This is a genomic window from Plantactinospora sp. B24E8, from assembly GCF_039871735.1.
GTDB lineage: Bacteria > Actinomycetota > Actinomycetes > Mycobacteriales > Micromonosporaceae > Plantactinospora.
Window position 1 is genome coordinate 261,471 of the sequence record NZ_JBDPMH010000004.1, and the last position, 21,986, is coordinate 283,456.

General features: G+C 72.1%; 18 protein-coding genes. 12 read left to right on the forward strand and 6 right to left on the reverse strand.

What is annotated here, in order from left to right:
• Positions 1-138 precede the first annotated feature (138 nt).
• From ABGB21_RS09375 to ppc, 3 genes are all read left to right on the forward strand, one after another.
• Entirely contained in the window at positions 139-1,044 is a 906-nt protein-coding gene (locus ABGB21_RS09375) for an AraC family transcriptional regulator (RefSeq protein ID WP_347651307.1), read from the forward strand.
• A 385-nt stretch (positions 1,045-1,429) separates the two neighbouring features.
• Entirely contained in the window at positions 1,430-2,401 is a 972-nt protein-coding gene (locus tag ABGB21_RS09380; RefSeq protein WP_347677344.1) for a DUF559 domain-containing protein, read from the forward strand.
• 303 nt (positions 2,402-2,704) lie between these two features.
• Positions 2,705-5,491: a phosphoenolpyruvate carboxylase gene (gene ppc / locus ABGB21_RS09385; RefSeq protein WP_347651309.1), complete on the forward strand. Its 2,787-nt coding sequence runs from the start codon at positions 2,705-2,707 to the stop codon at positions 5,489-5,491.
• Between the two features lie 49 nt (positions 5,492-5,540).
• Here ppc and ABGB21_RS09390 read toward each other — a convergent pair whose 3' ends face one another.
• The 5 genes from ABGB21_RS09390 to ABGB21_RS09410 form a co-directional block, all read right to left on the reverse strand.
• Complete coding sequence (locus ABGB21_RS09390) at positions 5,541-5,810, reverse strand: hypothetical protein (RefSeq protein ID WP_347677346.1); 270 nt, start codon at positions 5,808-5,810, stop codon at positions 5,541-5,543.
• Between the two features lie 198 nt (positions 5,811-6,008).
• Positions 6,009-6,719 carry an ABC transporter permease subunit gene (locus ABGB21_RS09395; protein ID WP_347651311.1) on the reverse strand — a complete coding sequence of 237 codons (711 nt, stop codon included), beginning with the start codon at positions 6,717-6,719 and terminating at the stop codon, positions 6,009-6,011.
• 6 nt (positions 6,720-6,725) lie between these two features.
• Positions 6,726-7,631 (reverse strand): ABC transporter ATP-binding protein, encoded by a 906-nt coding sequence (locus tag ABGB21_RS09400; RefSeq protein ID WP_347651355.1) that lies wholly within the window; start codon positions 7,629-7,631, stop codon positions 6,726-6,728.
• 2 nt (positions 7,632-7,633) lie between these two features.
• Positions 7,634-8,491: an ABC transporter permease gene (locus ABGB21_RS09405; protein WP_347677348.1), complete on the reverse strand. Its 858-nt coding sequence runs from the start codon at positions 8,489-8,491 to the stop codon at positions 7,634-7,636.
• Entirely contained in the window at positions 8,488-9,456 is a 969-nt protein-coding gene (locus ABGB21_RS09410) for an ABC transporter ATP-binding protein (RefSeq protein ID WP_347651315.1), read from the reverse strand. The genes ABGB21_RS09405 and ABGB21_RS09410 overlap by 4 nt, the downstream gene beginning before the upstream one ends.
• Before the next feature lie 150 nt (positions 9,457-9,606).
• On the opposite strand from ABGB21_RS09410, the gene ABGB21_RS09415 reads away from it, so the two are divergent.
• The 7 genes from ABGB21_RS09415 to ABGB21_RS09445 all read left to right on the forward strand — a co-directional run bounded on the left by ABGB21_RS09415 (position 9,607) and on the right by ABGB21_RS09445 (position 17,789).
• Positions 9,607-10,218 (forward strand): DM13 domain-containing protein, encoded by a 612-nt coding sequence (locus tag ABGB21_RS09415; protein WP_347677350.1) that lies wholly within the window; start codon positions 9,607-9,609, stop codon positions 10,216-10,218.
• A gap of 122 nt (positions 10,219-10,340) precedes the next feature.
• Entirely contained in the window at positions 10,341-11,870 is a 1,530-nt protein-coding gene (gene cysC, locus ABGB21_RS09420; RefSeq protein WP_347651319.1) for an adenylyl-sulfate kinase, read from the forward strand.
• Positions 11,871-12,059: 189 nt separating this feature from the next.
• Positions 12,060-14,114, forward strand: coding sequence for a beta-galactosidase (locus ABGB21_RS09425; RefSeq protein WP_347677352.1), 2,055 nt, complete (start codon positions 12,060-12,062; stop codon positions 14,112-14,114).
• Positions 14,115-14,181: 67 nt separating this feature from the next.
• Entirely contained in the window at positions 14,182-14,961 is a 780-nt protein-coding gene (locus ABGB21_RS09430; protein WP_347651321.1) for a DeoR/GlpR family DNA-binding transcription regulator, read from the forward strand.
• Positions 14,958-16,037: a galactose-1-phosphate uridylyltransferase gene (gene galT / locus ABGB21_RS09435; RefSeq protein WP_347651322.1), complete on the forward strand. Its 1,080-nt coding sequence runs from the start codon at positions 14,958-14,960 to the stop codon at positions 16,035-16,037. Before ABGB21_RS09430 ends, galT begins: the two co-directional genes overlap by 4 nt.
• A gap of 49 nt (positions 16,038-16,086) precedes the next feature.
• Complete coding sequence (locus ABGB21_RS09440) at positions 16,087-17,265, forward strand: serine hydrolase domain-containing protein (RefSeq protein WP_347651323.1); 1,179 nt, start codon at positions 16,087-16,089, stop codon at positions 17,263-17,265.
• A 65-nt stretch (positions 17,266-17,330) separates the two neighbouring features.
• The gene (locus tag ABGB21_RS09445; RefSeq protein ID WP_347651324.1) at positions 17,331-17,789 is read left to right on the forward strand and encodes a VOC family protein; all 459 of its coding nucleotides are present in this window, start codon (positions 17,331-17,333) and stop codon (positions 17,787-17,789) included.
• 278 nt (positions 17,790-18,067) lie between these two features.
• Here the strand turns inward: ABGB21_RS09445 and ABGB21_RS09450 are convergent, their stop codons facing one another.
• Complete coding sequence (locus ABGB21_RS09450) at positions 18,068-19,285, reverse strand: NADP-dependent isocitrate dehydrogenase (RefSeq protein WP_347651325.1); 1,218 nt, start codon at positions 19,283-19,285, stop codon at positions 18,068-18,070.
• Between the two features lie 81 nt (positions 19,286-19,366).
• Between ABGB21_RS09450 and ABGB21_RS09455 the strand changes: the two genes are divergently transcribed.
• Together ABGB21_RS09455 and ABGB21_RS09460 are read left to right on the forward strand one after the other, a co-directional pair.
• Positions 19,367-20,206, forward strand: a complete 840-nt coding sequence (locus ABGB21_RS09455; protein WP_347651326.1) for an MBL fold metallo-hydrolase — start codon at positions 19,367-19,369, stop codon at positions 20,204-20,206.
• Between the two features lie 62 nt (positions 20,207-20,268).
• On the forward strand, positions 20,269-21,927 hold the full coding sequence (locus ABGB21_RS09460; RefSeq protein WP_347677354.1) for an alkaline phosphatase D family protein: 1,659 nt from the start codon (positions 20,269-20,271) through the stop codon (positions 21,925-21,927).
• The last annotated feature ends 59 nt before the right edge of the window (positions 21,928-21,986 follow it).

Below are 21,986 nucleotides of genomic sequence, written 5' to 3' on the forward strand. Positions count from 1 at the left end.
CTTCTCGCCGCTCGGCCGTCGCGGTTCGCGAAACACCGCAACGTCCGGCAGGTTGCGCGATCCCGATACAACGGGCCAAAAGTTGGTCGACGACAACCCGTCATGCTGGCCGGAGTGTTCCTACCTCGGGAGGCGAAAATGCCCGACTGGCACGACTACCTGGATGCCGACAACGACCGGGTCCAGGCCCGGTGGCGTGGACTCGGACGTCCGGACGGCATGCTCTTCTACGAGGTCCGGTGCGCCAACGTCGAAAGCGCCTGGCGGGCTGCCCGGTCGACCGGCGCCTTCACCATCAACCTGGCCCGCTCCGGCGGCTACCTGCGTCGACTCAACGGACACGAGCGGTTCGCCGACCCGACCTCGGCACTGCTCACCGGCCCGGCCGACGACCTCGTCGTCTCCCATCCCCTGACCTGTGGTGACACCTACACCGCGATCGAGATCGAGAGTGGGGTGCTCGCCGAACGGTCGGACGGCGAGCGGTGGCTGACCGGGGCCGGCTGGGACGGCCGGGTCTCCGACCGGCTCGACCTCGCCCACCGGACCCTGATCACGGACTGCGTACGCGGTGTCGACAGCTTCGCACTCACCGAACGGCTGCACCGGCTGCTCGATGGACTACTGGCCACCGGCGCCTCCGACGGCGCGACGGACCGACCTGACGACGAACTGTCCCGAACGGTCGGTCGCAGACCGGCGACGCTCGCCGCGCACCGGCGGCTGGTGAACCGGACCCGTGAGGTGATCACCGGTGGGGGTTACGCTCTCGGCCTCACCGAACTGGCGCGACAGGTCAACTGCTCACCACACCACCTGAGCCGGGTCTTTCACCGGGTCACCGGACAGAGTCTCACCACGTACCGCAGCCAGATCCGGACCCGGGCGGTGCTGACCGCGCTGGCCGGCGACGACCTCGACACGTTGCGCACGCTCGCCGCCGAACACGGCTTCGCCGACCAGCCACACCTGACCCGTACGCTCCGCCGTCAGCTCGGTCACTCACCGGCCCAGCTGCGGGAACTCCTCGCCACCGCACCCTAGACGGACCACTCCCCACGCCACACCCACCCGGCGAACCGAGCACAGATGTTCAACGCACCTGGTCGACCGACCCGGGAGCATGGGTCCAGGTACTGCCCCCGACCACCGGTCGAGGTCGGTCCGTCGGACGTCACACGGACGTCACCGGAGGTGGTGCGGAGGTGCGCGGACCTGCTCGGGGAGGCCCGCAGCTTCCACACCACCTCTGCCCCCGGCGCCGACCCGGAGGAACCGCACGGCGCGAGGGCCGGGCCGGTTCCTGCCCGGCCTGGTCAATGGGGCGGGCAGGCCGGTCATACCCAGCCGCGGTGCCGCGCCGGGTCCGCCATGGGCGCCGGGCCGACACGGGGCTGCGGATACGGCCCGGCTCCGGCACGCTGTGCGGATGCCCCGAGCCCCACACGTGCCCAGGGAGCTGGCATTCCTGCCCTTCTCGGCCGACCGGGCGATCACCGCCGGGCTGCTGACCCGGCGGATGCTCCGCAGTTCGTGCTGGCGGCGTCTGCTACCGGACGTCTACGTGCACGAGGACGGCTACCGGCCGGACGACCATCGGATGTGGTGTGACGCGGTCGCGCTCACCCTGCCACCGGGCGCCGCGCTCGCCGGGCCGAGCGCGGCCTACCTCTGGGGCGTCGACCTGCTGCCCCGGCAGAGTCCGGTCTTCGTGGTACTGCCCGAAGCGGCCCGACCACGGCACCGCGACCGGATCGTCGTGGCTCACCACAGGTTGGCGCCCGACGATGTGACCCGGTTCGCCGGGCTCCCGGTCACCACCGGGGTACGGACCGCGTTCGATCTCGGCCGGTCCGCCTTCGCGGGCTCCGTCCGCCGTACCGACGGCGTCGCCACCGACTGGGACGCCGACCGGTCCGAGGGTCGTACCCGGGCGCTGGTCGCGGTCGACGCGCTGCTCAACCGACGGGTGGTGCGGCTGTCGGATCTCGCCGCCTACCTCGCGGCCCATCCCCGCCGACCGGGCACCGCCCAGTTGCGGGAACTGCTGCCGCTCGCCGAGCCGCTCAGCGAGTCACCGATGGAGACCCGACTCCGGCTCGTCCTGTACGACGCCGGGCTCCCGTCACCAACGGCCCAGCACGAGGTGTACGACGCCCGGGGCCGCTTCCTCGCCCGGGTTGACCTGGCCTACCCGCGGTTACGCATCGCGCTCGAGTACGAGGGTGACCACCACCGGGAACGGGCTCACTTCCGGCGGGACGTCGCCCGGCTGAACGCCCTGCGGGCGGCCGGATGGCTGGTGCTCCGGTTCACCGCCGACGACGTACTCCGGTCTCCGGGCCGGGTGGTCCGGCAGGTCGCCCAGGCCCTCAGCGAACGGCGGAGTCCGCGCAGATGATCTGCGCACCAGATACCTTACGAGCCCTGTTTGAGGTCCATGGTGCTCAGATCATCAGCGGCCCGGCCGACGACCGTCTCCCCGCCGGAGGGAGAGGCCGAAGGCGAGTGAGCGTGATCACTTATCTGCCACCGGAGAACGGCGCAGCCGGGCGGGGAACGGTGAATTCCAGCTCATCCGGGTGGTCAGCGGGACGGGCATGACCGGATCGGCGTAGGGTCCAGGCGCCGAAAGCGGCCCGACGCGGATACGATCCACGGTGTCGGACAACGCTGTCCTCCGTACTCGATCAAGGAGCGCACGGTGACCGACCAGCATGATCACGACGGCCCCGACGCCGCCCTCCGCGCCGACATCCGCCGCCTCGGCCGCCTGCTCGGCCAGACCCTCGCGCGCCAGGAGGGGCCCCCGCTGCTCGACCTGGTCGAGGAGATCCGCGCCCTGGTCCGGCACGACGCCGAGGCCGCGGCCCAGCGGCTCTCCGCGATGGACGTGACCACCGGCACCAAGCTGGCCCGGGCCTTCTCCACCTACTTCCACCTGGCCAACATCACCGAGCAGGTGCACCGCTCCCGGGACCTGCGCCGGCAGCGGGCCACCCACGGCGGCTGGCTGGACCAGGCCGCCCGGCTGATCCGCGAGCGCGGGGTGCCGCCGGAGGAGATCGCCGCGGCCGCCCGCCGGCTCGCCGTCCGGCCGGTCTTCACCGCCCACCCCACCGAGGCGGCCCGCCGGTCCATCCTCTCCAAGCTGCGCGCCGTCGCCGACCAGCTCGACGCGGAGGCGTCCGCCGCCGTCCTGTACGGCGCCACCGACGAGGGCCCGGCCAGCCGGCGCCTCGCCGAACTGCTCGACCTGCTCTGGCAGACCGACGAGCTGCGGCTGGACCGGCCGGACCCGACCGACGAGGCCCGCAACGCCATCTACTACCTGCGCGACCTGTACGCCGAAGCCGCCCCGCAGGTCCTCGACGACCTCGCCGACACGCTGCGCGGCCTCGGTGTGGAGACCGCCCCGACCGCCCGGCCGCTCACCTTCGGCACCTGGATCGGCGGCGACCGGGACGGCAACCCGTTCGTCACCCCGCAGGTCACCCGGGACGTGCTGCTGATCCAGTACGAGCACGGCATCCAGGCCACCGAGGCGGCGATGGAGTCGGTGATCAACGAGGTCTCGGTCTCCCGCCGACTGCGTGGCGTCTCACTGGACCTCTCCGCCAGCCTCGCCAAGGACCTCGACGCGCTGCCCGAGGTGGCGGCCCGGTTCCGCCGGGTCAACGCCGAGGAGCCGTACCGGCTCAAGGCCCGGTGCATCAAGGCGAAGCTGGCCAACACCCGGCGCCGACTCAACCAGGCCACCCCGCACGTGCCGGGTCGGGACTACCGGGGCACCGCCGACCTGCTCAGCGACCTGGAGCTGATGCGCGCCTCGCTGGCCCGCAACTCCGGGCAGCTCACCGCCGTCGGCCGGCTCGCCTCGGTGATCCGTACCGTCGCCGCGTTCGGGCCGCAGCTGGCGACGATGGACATCCGGGAGCACGCCGAGGCGCACCACGCGGTGCTGGCCCAGTTCTACGCCCAGGTCGGCGAGGTGCCCGACTACTCGGCGCTCAGCCGCACCGACCGGACCAAGCTGCTCGCCGAGGAGCTGACCGGCCGTCGGCCGCTGTCCACGATGGACACCCCGTTGACCGAGCCGGCCCGCAAGACCTTCGACGTCTTCGGCACCGTCCGGGAGATCCAGGAACGGTTCGGCGTCGAGGTGATCGAGTCGTACATCATCTCGATGACGCTCGGCGTCGACGACGTACTGGCCGCCGTGGTGCTGGCCCGGGAGGCCGGTCTGGTCGACGTGCACACCGGTCGGGCCCGGATCGGCTTCGTCCCGCTGCTGGAGACCCCGGACGAGCTCGAGGCCGGCGGTGACCTGCTGGACGAGATGCTCTCGCTGCCGGCGTACCGGGCGATCGTGGCGGCCCGCGGTGACGTGCAGGAGGTGATGCTCGGCTACTCCGACTCCAACAAGATGGCCGGGATCACCACCTCGCAGTGGTCGATCCACCGGGCCCAGCGCGCGCTGCGGGACGTGGCGGCCCGGCACAACGTACGGCTGCGGCTCTTCCACGGCCGGGGCGGCACGGTCGGCCGGGGCGGCGGGCCGACGCACGAGGCGATCCTGGCCCAGCCGTACGGCACCCTGGACGGCGAGATCAAGGTGACCGAGCAGGGCGAGGTCATCTCCGACAAGTACACCCTGCCGTCGCTGGCCCGGGAGAACCTGGAACTGACCCTGGCCGCGGTGCTGCAGAGCACCCTGCTGCACACCGAGCCGCGTCAGCCGGCCGAGGCGCTCCAGCGGTGGAACTCGACGATGGACGTGGTCTCGGACGCGGCGTACCGGTCGTACCGGTCGCTGGTGGAGAACCCGGACCTCCCCGCGTACTTCTGGGCCTCCACCCCGACCGAGCTGCTCGGCGCGTTGAACATCGGCTCCCGGCCGGCGAAGCGGCCGAACACCGGCGCCGGGCTGGCCGGGCTGCGGGCGATCCCGTGGGTCTTCGGCTGGACCCAGACCCGGCAGATCGTGCCGGGCTGGTTCGGGGTCGGCTCGGGGCTGGCCGCCGCCCGGGAGGCGGGGCACGGCGACATCCTCTGCGAGATGCACCGGGCCTGGCACTTCTTCGGCACGTTCCTGTCGAACGTCGAAATGATGTTGACCAAGACCGACCTGAACATCGCCCGGCGGTACGTCGAGACGCTGGTCCCGAAGAAGCTGCACCCGATCTTCCAGATGATCGAGACGGAGTACGAGCTGACCAAGCGTGAGGTGCTGGCGATCACGAACTCGCCGGCGCTGCTGGAGAACTCGCCGGTGCTGCAGCGCACCCTCGCGGTCCGGGACACCTACCTGGAACCGTTGCACCACCTGCAGGTGGCGCTGCTGCGGCAGTACCGCGACTCGGGCGCGGCGGGTCGGGCGATCGCCACCGCGCCGGGCGGCCGGCGCGCCCCCGGTGACGGTACGGCGTTGGAGCGGGCCCTGCTCACCACCGTCAACGGCATCGCCGCCGGGATGCGCAACACCGGCTGAGCCGGCGCGCTACGGCGGCGCCGGGTCATCGGCGGGGGCCGCCGACGACTCAGGCGACGACAGCCTCGTCGAGGGACGCCTCGATCCGGTCGACGGTCTCGACCGCCAACAGGTCGGTGCTGTCCAGCCAGAGGCCGACCCGCGGCATCCGCGTCCGCAGTTCGGCGTCCAGGTGCTGCCAGAGCGCGAAGACCTGCTTGTCGCGGCCGGCGTCCCGGCGGGCCACGACCGCCAGGTCGGGCACGAGTTGCACCACGGCGAACGGCCGGGTCCGGGTCTTCCCGGCGCCCGGCACACCCGAGATCAGAATCGCCCGCACCGGTCCAGGGTAGGCGCCGGTAACCTGCCAGGGGCCCTCCGGTCATGATCGTTAGGAGGGTGCGGCCGGGTTCACAGGAGCAGGACGCGTCTTGATCGCAAGATTCGGCAGGGCTTCCGGGACGCCCCGACCTGGCTGGACTGGGTCCCGGAAGCCGATTGACGGGTCCGGTCAGCCCGGCCAGGCCAAGCCGCCCGGTCAGCTCGTCTCGCCGGCGGCGCTGAACGAGCGGAGCCGGTCGATCGCCAGCGCGGTGCAGCCGACCGTGAAAATCGCCCCCATCACCAACGCCACCGGCACGGAGACCGTGCTGTCCAGCAGCGCCGTCGGCGCGATCCGGTCGGTCAGGGTCAGCACGTACTGCTGGACCGAGAGCACCCGGGTCCCGCTGATCACGTTGGTCAGCAGCCCCTCCCAGATCAGCACGTAGACCAGGCCGAGCAGCACCGGCCGACGGGTGACCAGGCTGAGCAGCAGGAAGATCGCCGAATAGACGAGGGCGCCGACCGCACTCGCGGCGGCCAGCCCCAACCCGAAACGTACGGAGTCGGCGAGCACCCCGACGACGTACAGCGGGATGGCGGTGGCCAGGGCGGTCACCCCGGCCGCCACCACGAGCTTCGGCAGGATGATCTGCCAGCGCGGCAGCGGCTTGGTGAGAATGTGCAGCAGGGTCCCGTCGTCGATCTCGGAGCCGAGTACACCGGTGCCGACGATCAGCGCGGTCACCGGCAGCATCACCCCGAGCCCCAGGCCGAAGACGATCGGCGGAGCCCACTCGCCGGCGGCGACCCCGGCCCAACGGACCAGCACCGCCAGCCCGATCACCAGCAGCGGCAGCGGAAAGAGCAGCAGGAACCGACGGCGGCCGAAGAGCCCGCGCGCGGTGATCCAGGAAACGGTAGACATGACTGGTCAGGCCTCCACCAGGTAGGAGAACACGCTCTCCAGGGACTCGTCCGAGGGGAGCAGCCGGCGTACCCGGATCCCCGAGGCCAGGGCGATCTTCGGCAGTGCCCGGGTGAAGCTGCCGTAGTCGCCGGCCCGTACCGTCAGGCCCTCGCGGTCGATCTCGACCCCGTTCACCGACGGCTCGCCCATCAACGCCACCGCCAGCCGCCGGTCGTCGGTGGAGCGGACCGCGAAGACGTGCGGCCGGTTGGTCATCAGCCGGCGGATGGTACGGAAGTCGCCGGAGGCGGCCAGCCGACCCGAGACGATCACCTGGACGGTGCCGGAGACCTGCTCGACCTCCTCCAGGATGTGTGAGCTGAACAGGATGGTCCGGCCGGCGTCGCCGAGTGAGTGCAGCAGTTCCATCATGTGCATCCGCTGCCGCGGGTCCATCCCGTTGAACGGCTCGTCGAGCAGCAGCACCTCCGGGTCGTGGACCAGCGCCGCGGCGACCCGGGCCCGCTGCCGCATGCCCTTGGAGTACGTGCCGATCCGGCGGTCCTGCGCCTCGGTCAGCTCGACCGTCTCGATCGCCCGCCGGGCCGCCGCCTCGGCATCGGGCAGCCGGTGCAGCCGGGCACTGGCCAGCGCGAACTCGTACGCGGAGAGGAAGTCGTACGCCGCCTCGCGTTCGGTGACCAGGCCGAGTCTGCGGTAGACGCCGGGGTTGCGCCAGGTGGGTTCGCCGCCGAGGGTGACGGTGCCCCGGGACGGGGCGAGGAACCCGGCCATCATGTGCAGCAGGGTGGTCTTGCCGGCGCCGTTCGGACCGAGCAGCCCGGTCACCCCGGCGCCGAGACCCATCGTGACGTCGTTGACCGCGACCACGTTGCCGTACCACCGGGAGACCCCGGTGAGCTCCACCATTGTCACTTTGCGGCGACCTTCCGGTAGCGGGCCAGCAGCAGAATCCCGAGGGCGACGAAGAGCAGCGCGACGAGGGCGTACAGCGGGCCGTAGCCGCCGATGCCGACGTCGCCGCCGGACTCGAACGCCCAGTCGCCGATCCCGCCGACCAGGGTGACCGGGCTGGCCAGGCCGGCGAGCTGGGTGGCCCGCTCGTACGGCAGCACCATCAGCACCCCGTACAGCGGGGTGGTGAGCAGGAACGCGCCGACGATCGCCCCGGCGGCGACCGCCCGGCGCCGCAACAGGGCGGCGACCAGCAGGGCCAGTACGGAGAAGACCACCGCGTGCACCGCGACGTAGCCGAGCGCGGCCAGGTAGTCGACGAACTCGTCCCAGACCGCGCCGATCCGGGGGGCGCCGAACGCGGCTCCGGCGAACATCACCGTCAGCGGGCCGGCCAGCAGCAGGAACGTCGCGCTGACCAGGGCGGCCAGCCGGGCCAGCGCGTAGTCGCCGCGACGCAGCGGTCGGGCGAAGTAGAGCGGCAGCACTCCGCTGTGCAGGTCACGGGAGGCGAGTTCCGGCGCGACGATGGCACAGAAGAAGATGATCAGGATGGTGAGCGTCTGCGGGAACTCGGCGTAACTCATCACCGGCTCGCCGGTCTGGGCCCGGAACGCGGTCAGCACGGCGGCGATCGCGCCGACCACCCCGACGATCATCCAGGGGAAGATCTTCGCCTTGGCGCTGCGGCCGAGTCCGAAGGCGGCCCGCAGTCCGTGCAGGTAGAGCGTGCCGACCAGGTGGCGGCGGCCGAGCCGCACCCCGGTGTAACGCTGGTAGCCGATGTCGTGGATGACTCCGGTCGGCTGGCTCACTGGGTACCCCCTCCGCTGGTGCCGGCGCCGGTCAGCTCACCCGGTGGTGTCGGCGGCGAGACCGTCGGCCCGGTGGCGAAGAGTTCGGCGACCCGGTGGCGACGCTGGTCGAGCCGGTGCAACGGCAGGTCCAGTTCGGCCACCGCGGTCAGGATCAGGTCGTACGTCGTGTCGTCGGCGAGCGGCACGAGCAGCAGCCGGCCCTCCCGCCGTACCGGAAGGTCGGCCGCGGCCAGCCGGGCGGCGAGTTCGTCGGTGCCCTCGCTGACCTCGACGGAGAGCACCTCGGTCGCGGTGGTCATGTCGGAGAGCTGGGCGGAGCGCAGCAGCCGGCCGCCGTCGATCGCGACCAGCGCGTCGCAGATCCGCTCGACCTCGCCGAGCAGGTGCGAGCAGACCAGTACGGAGATGCCGAACTCGCTGCCGATCCGGTCGATCAGCCCGAGCATGGCGTCCCGGCCGGCCGGGTCGAGCCCGTTCGTCGGCTCGTCGAGCAGCAGCAGGTCCGGGTCGTGGACCAGCGCCTGGGCAAGTTTGACCCGCTGTTTCATGCCGGTCGAGTAGCCGCCGACCTGGCGGTAGCGCTCCTCGTAGAGGCCGACGTGTCGCAGGGTCTCGGAGGCGCGTTCCCGGGCGGCGGTCTTCGGCAGTCCGCTCATCCGGGCCATGTGGGTGACGAACTCGGCGGCCGACAGGTCCGGCGGCAGGCAGTCGTGCTCGGGCATGTACCCGACCCGGGACCGGACCTGGTGTCCGTCGACCGTGGGGTCGAGGTCGAGCACCCGGACCTGACCGGCGGTCGGCTCCAGCAGGCCGAGCATGATCTTGATGAAGGTCGACTTGCCCGCCCCGTTGGCCCCGACCAGCCCGACGATGCCCGGCTCGATGCCGACGGTCAGGTCGGCCAGCGCGGTCACCCCGTTGCCGTACGTCTTGGTCAGCGACTGGGTCGCGATCAGTGTCACGCCGTCAGCGTAGGTGCCGGAGTCTCCTTCCGGGGTCCGGGACAGACCCTGGGAGAACCCCGATTCCATTTCGGCGGGACCCGCACGGGTAAGAGAACGGTAAGAAGTGGGGGCCGCGCGCCGGACCGGCGGGCTGGTTGACTGGCCCCCATGTCGCGTCGCCTGCTCCGCGCACCGTTGACCTGGGTCGCCGTCGCCGTGCTCGGGGCCGTCGCCGTTGTCGGCGGGTACTGGTTCCAACCGTGGAAGATCGTCGTCGACCGGACCGTGGCGGAGCCGCTCAGCGAGCCCGTCCCGGCGACCGCCCCCGAACCCTCCGGGTCGCCCGGGACCACGGGCCCCGTCCCCGCCGGGTCGCCGTCGGGGACGGTCACCTCCGGCCCGCCCGCTCCCGGGTCCACCCGGCCGGTCCTGGTCGGCAGTGGCGAGTTCGTCACCCACGAGCACCGGACCACCGGAACGGCCCGGATCGTCCGCGACCCGGACGGCCGGCACCGTCTCGAACTGGTCGGTCTGGACACCTCCGACGGGCCGGACCTCCGGGTCTGGCTGACCGATCAGCCGGTACGGGAGGGCACCGCCGGCTGGCGCGTCTTCGACGACGGCCGGTGGGTCGAGCTGGGCCGTCTGAAGGGCAACCGCGGTGACCAGGCGTACCCCATCCCGACCGGTACCGACCTTCACGAATTCCGTAGCGTCTCCATCTGGTGCAAACGCTTTTCGGTGTCATTCGGCGCGGCCGAACTCCACACCGTTGGGTAACCTCTCATAGTTGCCGATCAACGACGCCCCGGTGCCCGGGAAGCGTCCAATCGGGAGTGGCCGGTCTCGACCGATCGACGAACGGCTGCGAAACTGTGTGCCGGCCAGGAGTTGGGGGTGCGATGAGCAACGGGTGGGTGCTGCCCGATGAGTTGCTGCGTGACGCTCCGGCGTACACGCCCCGCCCGTATGAGCTGGCCGATCTGGAGCTGCTGCTCTCCGGAGCGTACGCCCCGCTCGCCGGCTTCATGGGCCGCGCCGACCTGGCCTCGGTGGCCCGACGCGGGCGACTCGCCGACGCCACCCCGTGGCCGGTGCCGGTGACCCTGCAGGTCCCGGCCGAGGTGGTCAGCGGACTCGACCCGAACAACCCGATGGAACGCGGCCTGATCCTCACCGACCCCGAGGGGGCGCCGACCGCGCTGCTCGAGGTGACCGACATCTGGCCGACCCGGCAACCGTGGTACGGCGTCGGCGGCCCGGTACGCCGGATCGGCGACGGCGGGCACGGCCCGTTCCAGCGGCTGCGCCGGACCCCGGCCGAGGTCCGGGAACTGCTGCCCCCGGGCCGGGTGCTCGGGGTGATCGCCGACCGGCCACTGCACCGTCCCCAGCTGGCGCAGATCGCGCACGCCGTCCGTACCCTCGCCGCGCACCTGCTGGTCCTCATCCCGGTGGCGGAGAGCAGCCCGGACGGCCTCGCCCCGGAGGTGCTGGTCCGCAGCGTCTTCGGCGCCCGGGACCGGATGCCGCCGGCCACCATCGTCGCGGTGCCGATGGCCCGGCGCGGCGACGAGATCTGGGATGCCCTGCTGCGCGCCCGGGTGGCCCGGGCGTACGGGGTGACCCACGTCCTCTCCACCACCGAGATGCTCACCGGCGGCGGGCTGCGGATGCTGGTCCCGCGCGAGCTGGCGTACGACAACCGGGACGGCCAGTGGCGGTGGCAGGACGACGTCCCACCCCGGAACCGGCGGCTGGCGCTGACCCAGGAGGAGGTCGACGACCTGCTGGACCGGGGTTTCCCGCTGCCGGAGTGGCACACCCCGCCGGCGGTGGCCAAGGAGTTGGGCCGGGCCCGGCCGCCGCGCCGGCACCGGGGCCTGGTGCTCTTCTTCACCGGCCTGTCCGGTTCCGGTAAGTCGACCATCGCCCGGGGACTGGCGGACGCGCTGCGGGAGAGCGGGGACCGGACGGTCACCCTGCTCGACGGTGACGTGGTCCGCCGGGAACTCTCCGCCGGTCTCGGCTTCAGCGCCGCCGACCGGGACCTGAACATCCGGCGGATCGGCTGGGTCGCCGCCGAGGTGGCCCGGCACCGGGGGTTGGCGATCTGCTGCCCGATCGCGCCGTACGCCCGGGCCCGGGCGACCGCCCGGGAGATGGCCCGGTCCGCCGGGGCCGGGTTCGTGCTGGTCCACGTCGCCACCCCGCTGTCGGTCTGCGAGCGGCGTGACCGCAAGGGCCTGTACGCGCGGGCGCGGGCCGGCCAGCTCACCGGGATGACCGGCATCGACGACCCGTACGAGCCGCCGACCGACGCCGACCTGGTGCTGGACACCAGCGATACGACCGTCGAGGAGTGTGTCCGGGCGGTGCTCGTGCACCTGACCGAGACCGGTTGGGTCGAGCCGCGACTGCAGCCGGCCTGAGCGGCCGCGCCCTTCACCCAGCCGACCTGCTCGGCCATCACCCTGTTCCCAGGAAGGGTTCTTCCTGTCCACCGGCTGCCGCCCGGTCCGACCGGAAGGGGCTCTTTCTCGCACCCGACGCTGAGCGATAGTGTGCAGATCTGTTGGATTTCGTGCGAGCGAGTGCGGGGGTAGGGCGTGGGACGTCTGGTGCCAAGGGTCTCCGGCCTCAGCTACGGCGGCGACTACAACCCGGAGCAGTGGCCGGAGGAGATCTGGCCGCAGGACGTGGCGCTGATGCGCGAGGCCGGGGTCAACCTGGTCACCGTCGCCGTCTTCGGCTGGGCCTGGCTGGAACCGGCGCCGGGCGCCTACACCTTCGACCGGCTCGACCGGATCATGGACGGGCTGCACGAGGGCGGAATCCGGGTCTGCCTGGCCACCGCCACCGCCTCCCCGCCGCCCTGGTTCTCGTACGCCCACCCGGAGACGCTGCCGGTCGACGCCGACGGACGCCGGTTGACGTACGGCAGCCGGCAGGCGATCTGCCCGAGTTCGCCGACGTACCGGCGGGCCGCCCTGGACCTGACCGAGCAGCTCGCCCGGCGGTACGCCGACCATCCGGCGCTCGCCGTCTGGCACGTGCACAACGAGTACGCCTGCCACAACCCGCACTGCTGGTGCGACACCTCCGCCGCCGCCTTCCGGAGCTGGCTGCGGGCCCGCTACGGCGACCTCGACGGGCTCAACGCGGCCTGGGGTACGGCGTTCTGGTCGCAGACGTACACCGACTGGGCCCAGGTGCAGCCACCCCGGGCCACCCCGACCTCGTCAAACCCGGGGCAGCTGCTGGACTTCAAGCGGTTCAGCTCGGACGAGCACCTGGCCAACTTCGTCGCCGAACGGGACGTCCTGCACCGGCTCTCCCCCGGCGTACCGGTGACCACCAACCTGATGACCGGCAGCTGCGTCAACCTGGACTACTGGGCCTGGGGGCGGGAGATGACCGGCCCGGACCGACTGCTCTCCAACGACCACTACCTGCTCGGCGAGCACCCGCTGGAGGCGCCGGCCCAGATCGCCTTCGCCGCCGACCTGAGCCGGTCGCTGGCCGGCGGGCCGTGGCTGCTGATGGAGCACTCCACGAGCGCGGTCAACTGGCAGCCGCGCAACCTGGCCAAGCCGGCCGGCCAGCTGGTCCGGGACGCGCTGGCGCACGTCGCCCGGGGCTCGGAGGGCGCGCTCTACTTCCAGTGGCGGGCCAGCCGGGCCGGCTCCGAGAAGTGGCACTCGGCGATGCTGCCGCACGCCGGCACCGACTCGAAGATCTGGCGCGAGGTGGTGGCGCTCGGCGGGCACCTGCGGGCGCTGGCCCGGATCGAGGGGTCCCGGACCGAGGCCGAGGTGGCGGTACTGCTCGACTACGGCAGCGTCTGGGCCCAGGAGGCGCCGAACCAGCCGAGCGTGGACATGGTCGCCTTCGACGAGATCCGCCGCTGGCACAGCGCGCTGTGGCGGGCCGGGATCACCGCCGACCTCGCCGCGCCCGACGCCGACCTGGACCGCTACCGGCTGGTGGTCGCCCCCGCGCTGTACGCGGTACCCGACGCCGCCGTGACCAACCTGACCGGGTACGTCGCCGGCGGCGGCACCCTCGTCGTCGGCGCGTACAGCGGTCTGGTGGACGAGTACGACCGGGTCCGGCCGGCACCGCTGCCCGGTGCCTTCGCCGACCTGCTCGGCATCCGGGTCGAGGAGTTCTTCCCGCTGCCGGCCGGCACCACGGTGCGGCTCGAAGCCGCCGCCGGCACGCTGCGCCCCGAAGTGGCCGACGGCACGGTCGGGCCCGACGACGGCGCCACCGGTGCCGTCTGGACCGAACTGCTGGCCGCGCCGGACGCCGAGGTGCGGGCCCGGTACGCCGACGGCCCGGTCTCCGGTGCGCCGGCGGTGACCCGGCGGGACACCGCCGGCGGCCCGGCCTGGTACCTGGGCACCCGACCCGACGACCCCACCCTGGGTCGACTGCTCGCCCGGATCGCCGCCGAGGCGGGGGTCCGCCCGCCGGTGTCCGTGCCGCCGGACGTGGAGGCGGTCCGGCGCCGGCACGCCGACGGACGGTCGTACCTCTTCCTGTTCAACCACGGCGATCGGCCGACGGAGGTCGACGCGGGCGGGGTCGACCTGCTCACCGGCCTGCGGCACGCCGGGCCGACCCCGGTCGGGGCCGGTGGGGCCGTGGTGCTCGCCGAGGGACCGGCGTGACCGCCGGACGAGGCGCCACCGCCGGGCACCGGCGGGCCGTGCCGACCACCACCGGGGAGGTGGGCTGATGCTGGCCCAGCAGCGCCAGGAGGCGATCCTGCAGCGGGTCCGGGCCACCGGCGGGGTCCGGGTCAGCGAACTCGCCGCCGAGTTCGGGGTCTCCGACATGACCATCCGCCGTGACCTGGACGTGCTCGCCGAACGAGGGCTGCTGGAAAAGGTGCACGGCGGGGCGACCACCGCCCCGCCCGGCGCGACCGACGAGCCGGGCTTCGCGGCCAAGTCGGTCCGGCAGCGGGCGGAGAAGGCCGCCATCGCGCGGCTGGCCGCCGGTCTGGTCACCCCGGGGATGGCGGTCGCGCTCTCCGCCGGTACGACCACCGCCGAACTCGCCCACCGGCTGGCCGGGATCGCCGGGCTGACCGTGGTGACCAACTCGATCCCGGTCGCCGAGATCCTGCACCGGTCCGGCCGCTCGGACCAGACGGTGATCCTCACCGGCGGGGTACGCACCCCGTCGGACGCGCTGGTCGGACCGGTGGCGGTCGCCGCGATCCGGTCACTGCACCTGGACCTGGTCTTCCTCGGCGTGCACGGGATGACCGAGCGGGCCGGCTTCAGCACCCCGAACCTGCTGGAGGCGGAGACCGACCGGGCCCTGGTCGACGCGGCGGAGCGGCTGGTGGTGCTCGCCGACCACACCAAGTGGGGCACCGTCGGGATCTCCTCGATCGCCCCGCTGACCGACGCGCACACCGTGGTCTGCGACGACGGGCTGCCCGAGGCGGCCCGGCGGACGCTGCGCGAACACGTGACCCAACTGGTCCTGGCTGAGGTGGGACGATGAAACGCACAAGTGTGAAGCTCGCCGACGGACGCGAGCTGATCTACTTCGACGAGCGGGACGACGCCGTCCGGGAGGGTCCGGACCGGCGGGACCTGCCGCTCCCGCCGCCCGCCTCCCAACTCCGCTACGACCCGCTGGTCGACGAGTGGGTGGCGGTGGCGGCGCACCGGCAGGGCCGGATCTTCCTGCCGCCGAGCGACCAGTGTCCACTCTGTCCGTCGACCCCGGAACGGTCCAGCGAGATCCCGGCGTACGACTACGACGTGGCGGTCTTCGAGAACCGGTTCCCGTCGTTCAGCGACCGGCCCGGCGACCCGCCGGGACAGCTGACCCCGTACACCCCGGTCCGGCCGGGGACCGGGCGGTGCGAGGTGGTCTGCTTCACCGCCGACCACCACGCCTCGTTCGGCACCCTGCCGCCGTCGCGGGTCCGGACCGTGCTGGACGCGCTCGCCGACCGGACCGCCGCGTTGTCCGGGCTGCCCGGGGTGGAGCAGGTCTTCTGCTTCGAGAACCGGGGGGTGGAGATCGGGGTGACCCTGCACCACCCGCACGGCCAGATCTACGCGTACCCGTTCCTGCCGCCCCGGACGCAGGCGATGCTGGCCGCGGCGCGCCGGCACGCGGAGCGTACCGGTGGCCGGAACCTCTACGCCGACGTGCTGGCCGCCGAGCGGGCCGCCGGGGAGCGGGTGGTCGCCGAGAACGAGCACTGGACGGCGTACGTGCCGGCGGCCGCCCGCTGGCCGTTCGAGGTGCACGTGGCGCCGCACCGGGCGGTGCCGGACATCCCGGCCCTGGACGACGCCGAACGGGACGCCTTCGGCCCGCTCTACCTGGACGTGCTGCGCCGCCTCGACCGGCTCTTCGACCGGCCGATGCCGTACGTCTCGGCCTGGCACCAGGCGCCGGTGCACGCCGAGCCGGGCCTGAGCCACCTGCACCTGCAGCTGTTCAGCATCCGGCGGGCGGCGGACAAGCTGAAGTACCTGGCCGGTTCGGAGTCGGCGATGGGGGTGTTCATCAACGACGTGGCGCCGGAGCGGGCGGCGGCGATGCTCCGCGACGCCGGCTGAGCCCGGCCGCCGGGCCGGCGCTGTCGGAGGTGGGCCGTAGATTGCCCGGATGACTGGAACCGTTGCCTCCGCCGGGTCGGACCGGCTCTCCGAGACGTTGGCGCTCCGGGTGGCCCGGGGTGAGCTGCCCGGCCTGGTGCTGCTGACCGCCCGCGCCGACGAGGTACGGGTCCAGCCGATCGGCACGCTGACCGTGGACGGTACGGCGCCGATGCGGCCCGACACTCTCTTCCGGATCACCTCGATGACCAAACCGGTGGTCGCCACGGTCGCGATGATGCTTGTCGAGGAGGGCCGGCTCGACCTGACCGAACCGGTCGACAGGTTGTTGCCGGAGTTGGCCGGCCGCCGGGTGTTGCGCCGGCTCGACGGTCCGCTCGACGACACGGTGGCGGCGGACCGTCCGACAACCGTCGAGGACGTGCTGACGTACCGGATCGGGCACGGGATGATCTTCGAGCCGGAGTTCCAGCCCGCGTTCCCGATCGTCACCGCCACCGAGAAGTTGGGGCTGGCGATCGGGCCGCCCGACCCGCCGGCCGCGCTGACACCCGACGAGTGGCTCCGCAGATTCGGCACACTGCCGCTGATGCACCAGCCCGGCCTCCACTGGCAGTACGACACGGCCGGGCAGGTGCTCGGCGTCCTGGTCGCCCGGGCCGCCGGGCAGCCGCTGCCGGATCTCCTCCGGGACCGGATCTTCGCCCCGCTGGGCATGGTCGACACCGGGTTCTCCGTGCCGGCGGCCCAGTTGGACCGGTTGGCGGGCCACTACACAAAAGACCCGGAGACCGGCGGGCTGGTGGCGCGGACGATCTCCGGGCCGCAGCGGTGGGGGATTCCGCCGACGTTCCCGGCCGGCGCGTCCGGGCTGGTCTCCACCGCCGTGGACTACCTGGCCTTCGCCCGCCTGCTCCGCAACCGGGGTGTGCACGGTGGGGTACGACTGCTCTCCGAGGAGTCGGTCGCCCGGATGACCACCAATCACCTGACCCCGGAGCAGATCACCGCGGCGGCGGTTCCGGTGCTCGACGGCCGCGGCTGGGGCTACGGTCTGGCGGTCGACATCGGGCCGGACCGGGCGGCGCCACCCGCGTACGGCTGGACCGGCGGTTACGGCACCGGCTGGTTCACCGATCCGGGCCGAGAGCTGATCACGATCGTGTTGACCCAGACCGACACGTTCATCTTCGACGGCGGCTGGAACGAGGTCCGGAAGCTGGCCTGACCGTCGGTTGCCGGGTTGGCGCGACAGCACCAGGCGGGCGAGCCAACCTGACAAAATAGTCGTCCATGGAGCAACGCGTACATTTCATGACGGTCGCTACCCGGGATCTCGACCGGGCCCGGCGGTTCTACGTCGACGCGCTCGGCTGGACACCGACCCTCGACGTACCGGACGAGATCCTCTTCTTCCAGGTGGCGCCCGGGGTGGTGCTCGGCTTTTTCGAGGCGGACGCGTTCGCCGCCGACCTCGCCAACGATCTCGGTTCGGGGTCGGCGGTGGCGACCGCGCCGACCGGTTTCACCCTGTCGCACAACGTGGCGAGCACCGAGGAGGTCGACCGGGTGCTGGGCCGGGCGGCCGAGGCCGGCGCGACGATCGTCAAGCCGGCCCGGCGGGCCGCCTTCGGCGGTTACCACGGCTACTTCGCCGATCCGAACGACCTGCTCTGGGAGGTCGCCTTCAATCCCGGCTGGCAGGTCACCGAGGACGGTCGGGTACGCCTCGACCCCGTCGAGGCGGAGTGAGACCGACAGCGGGAGTGGGCGATGGCCGGACATGAGGGCGCGGGGGGCCCGGGACAGGGCCCCCCGCAGGGAAGGGACGGCCGGCTGTGCGCAACAGCCGGGAAGACCGTTCCTACCGGTACGGGCCTCTCGCGGCGGCCTCGACCGGGCCGGTCTTCCTGGACGCGACTGGCATCACGTCCAGCCTGTCCAACGACCCAGGTCGCGGGCCGGTGACGGCGACGGGACGACAAAAAGGGGCCCTTCATATCCAAAGGGCCCCTTTTCTGCCGTTCAACTCAGGCGGCAAGCCTCCGGGCCAGGTTGCTGTCCAGGGTGGCCATGAACTCGTCGGTGGTCAGCCACGGGGCGTCCCGGGAGATGAGCAGCGCCAGGTCCTTGGTCATCTGGCCACCCTCGACGGTCTCGACGACCACCTGCTCGAGGGTGTTGGCGAACTCGGTGACCGCCGGGGTGTTGTCCAGCTTGCCCCGGTGGGCCAGGCCCCGGGTCCAGGCGTAGATCGAGGCGATCGGGTTGGTCGAGGTCTTCTCGCCCTTCTGCCACTGCCGGTAGTGCCGGGTGACCGTGCCGTGCGCCGCCTCGGCCTCGACCGTACGGCCGTCCGGGGTCATCAGCACCGACGTCATCAGGCCCAGCGAGCCGAAGCCCTGCGCCACGGTGTCGGACTGCACGTCACCGTCGTAGTTCTTGCAGGCCCAGACGAAGCCGCCCTCCCACTTCAGCGCGGCGGCGACCATGTCGTCGATCAGCCGGTGCTCGTAGGTGATCCCGGCGGCGTCGAAGTCGGCCTTGAACTCGGCCTCGAAGACCTCCGCGAAGATGTCCTTGAAGCGGCCGTCGTACGCCTTGAGGATGGTGTTCTTCGTCGACAGGTAGACCGGGTAGCCACGGTCCAGTCCGTACCGGAACGAGGCCCGGGCGAAGTCCCGAATCGAGTCGTCGAAGTTGTACATCCCCATGGTGACGCCGCCGCCGGGGAAGTTGGCGACCTCCATCTCGACCGGGGCACCGCCGTCGGTCGGGGTGTAGGTGATGGTCACCGTGCCCGGTCCCGGCACCACGAAGTCGGTGGCCTTGTACTGGTCACCGTGCGCGTGCCGGCCGATGATGATCGGCTTGGTCCAGCCCGGTACGAGCCGCGGCACGTTCGACATGATGATCGGCTCGCGGAAGACCACGCCGCCGAGGATGTTCCGGATGGTGCCGTTCGGCGAACGCCACATCTTCTTGAGGCCGAACTCCTCGACCCGGGCCTCGTCCGGGGTGATGGTGGCGCACTTCACGCCCACACCGTGCTGCTTGATCGCGTTCGCCGCGTCGATCGTCACCTGGTCGTCGGTGTCGTCGCGGTGCTGGATGCCGAGGTCGTAGTAGTGCAGGTCGACGTCGAGGTACGGCAGGATCAACTGCTCGCGGATCTGCTTCCAGATGATCCGGGTCATCTCGTCGCCGTCGATTTCCACCACCGGGTTCGTAACCTTGATCTTCGCCATCGGCCGGCGCTCCTCTCCGGGACACATGCTCTAGCAGTACGAGCGTACTGGCCCGCTCCGAAGGCCCTTACACTGCCCGGCATGATGATCAGCCGGGCGCTCGGATCCGTGACCGTCATCGCACTGCCGGACGCCGAGGGGGTCTTCTTCCAGCCCCGGGAGGAGGCGTTCCCGGACGCGACCGCCGCACACTGGCGGCAGGCCGACGAGCGCGACCCGGCGGCGATCACCCCGGACGGTCGCTGGCGGCTCTCGTTCCGCTGCTTCGCGATCCGGTACGACGACGGCCCGGACGCCGGCCGGGTCATCCTGGTCGACGCCGGCATCGGCCCGGCGGACGCGCCGGCGGGCAGCTGGGCACCGGTGCCGGGCCGGCTTCCGGAGTCACTGGCCGCCGCCGGGATCAGCCCGGACGAGGTCGACACCGTGGTCCTCACCCACAAGCACAGTGACCACGTCGGCGGGGCGGTCACCGGCGGGCCGGACGGGGCCGGAGAGGCGCCGGCGCCGTGCTTCCGCAACGCCCGTTACCTGCTGCAACGGGCCGAGATCGAGAGCATCCGGGGACAGGGGGCGGCCGGGCTGGCCGGCTACCTGCTCGACCCGCTGACCGCCACCGGGCAGCTGCACGCCGTCGACGGCGACCACCAGCTCACCCCCGGGGTACGACTGCTCGCCACCCCGGGGCACACCCCCGGCCACCAGTCGGTGCTGGTGGAGACCGCCGACGAGGACCTGCTGATCACCGGCGACCTGCTGGTGCACGCCGTGCAGCTGGTCGCGCCGGAGCTGACGTACGCCCACGAGGAGGACCCGGACGTCGCCCGGCGGTCCCGGCGGACCCTGCTGACCCGGTTGGCCGGCCGGCCGGCGGCCTTCCTCGGCACGCCGCACCTGAGTACACCGTTCGTTCTGCTGTAATACCACTTCAGGCCAATTGTCGTGGGTGGCCCCGTTCGCCCGCCAGCCATGATCGTCGATGCATGACTTCTCCGTACCCGTTCAGCCGTCGACGTTTCGTCTCGGCCGCCGGTGCCGCGACCGCCGGTCTTGTGGTCGGACCGATGCTGCTGACCCCCGACGGTGCCGCCGCGCACATCCCGTCCACCGCCGGCGCCCCGCTGCCGGCCAACCTCTTCACCCTCGGCGTCGCCTCCGGTGACCCGCTGCCGGACGGCGTGGTGCTCTGGACCCGGCTCGCCCCGCAGCCGCTGGCCGGCGGCGGCATGCCGGACCGCCCGGTGCGGGTGCGGTGGGAGGTCGCCGAGGACAGCCGCTTCCGGCGGATCCGGCACCGGGGCGCCGCGACCGCCCATCCCGACCTCGGGCACTCGGTGCACGTCGAGGTCGCCGGGCTCGACCCGGACCGGGAGTACTTCTACCGGTTCCGGGCCGGCCAGGAGATCTCCCCGGTCGGTCGGACCCGCACCGCCCCCGCCGACCACGCCCACACCCGGCACCTCCGCTTCGCCTTCGCCAGCTGCCAGGACTTCCAGGCCGGGGCGTACACCGCGCACCGGCACCTGGCCGGCGAGGACCTGGCGTTCGTCGCCTTCCTCGGCGACTACATCTACGAGAACCGGCCGAACACCGCCGCCTACCGGGTGCACGAGGGGACCGACGAGCCGTACTCGCTGGTCGACTACCGCAACCGGCACGCCCAGTACAAGACCGACCCGGACCTGCAGGCGTCGCACGCCGCGTTCCCGTGGATCGTCACCTTCGACGACCACGAACTGGACAACAACTGGGCCGACGAGATCCCGCAGGATCCGGCCCAGCAGACCCCGGAGGCGTTCCGGGCCCGCCGTCGGGCGGCCTTCCAGGCGTACTACGAGAACATGCCGCTGCGCCGCTCGGCCCTGCCGCGCGGGCTGGACATCCGCCTCTACCGGCGGCTGCGCTTCGGCGACCTGGCCAGCGTGCACGTGCTGGACACCCGGCAGTACCGCAGCGACCAGCCGGCGACGCTGGCCGAGGCGATGAACCCGGAGCTGTCGATGACCGGGCCGGAACAGGAACACTGGCTGGTGCAGGGGCTGCGCTCGTCCGGCAGCCGGTGGAACCTGCTGGCCAACCAGGTGATGTGGGCCTCCAACGACCGCCAGGCCGGGCCGGAGCGGACCTACGACCTCGACAACTGGGACGGCTACCGGGTGCAGCGCCGCCGCCTGCTGGAGTTCTTCGGCTCCGGGCAGGTCGACAACCCGGTGGTCCTCACCGGGGACCGGCACTGCACCTGGGTCTGCGACCTGCGGCCGGACTTCGACGACCCGGCCTCGCCGGTGGTCGCCGCCGAGATCACCGGTACGTCGATCACCTCCGGCGGCAACCCGGACACCGCAGGCTTCCACCGGACGTACGACCCGATCATGGCGGAGAGCCCGCACTGGAAGTACATCGACAACCAGCGCGGGTACGTCGTCTGCGACGTGACGCCGGAGCGGATGCTCAGCTCGCTCCGACTGGTGGACACCGTCTGGGCGCCCACCGCCACGGTCCGGACCGCCGCCGAGTTTGTCGTCCTCGCCGGTGCCCCGGGCGTCTCGGTCGCCAGCCAGGAGTCGCCCGCGGTCACCGCCGCGACCCGGGCCCGGATCGCCACCGGTCCCACCTACCCCGTCGACAACGACCAGATGTAGGGCGAGGGCCCCTTCCTGTCGCGGCAACCCTAGAAACCACCGCGCAGGAAGGGGCCCTC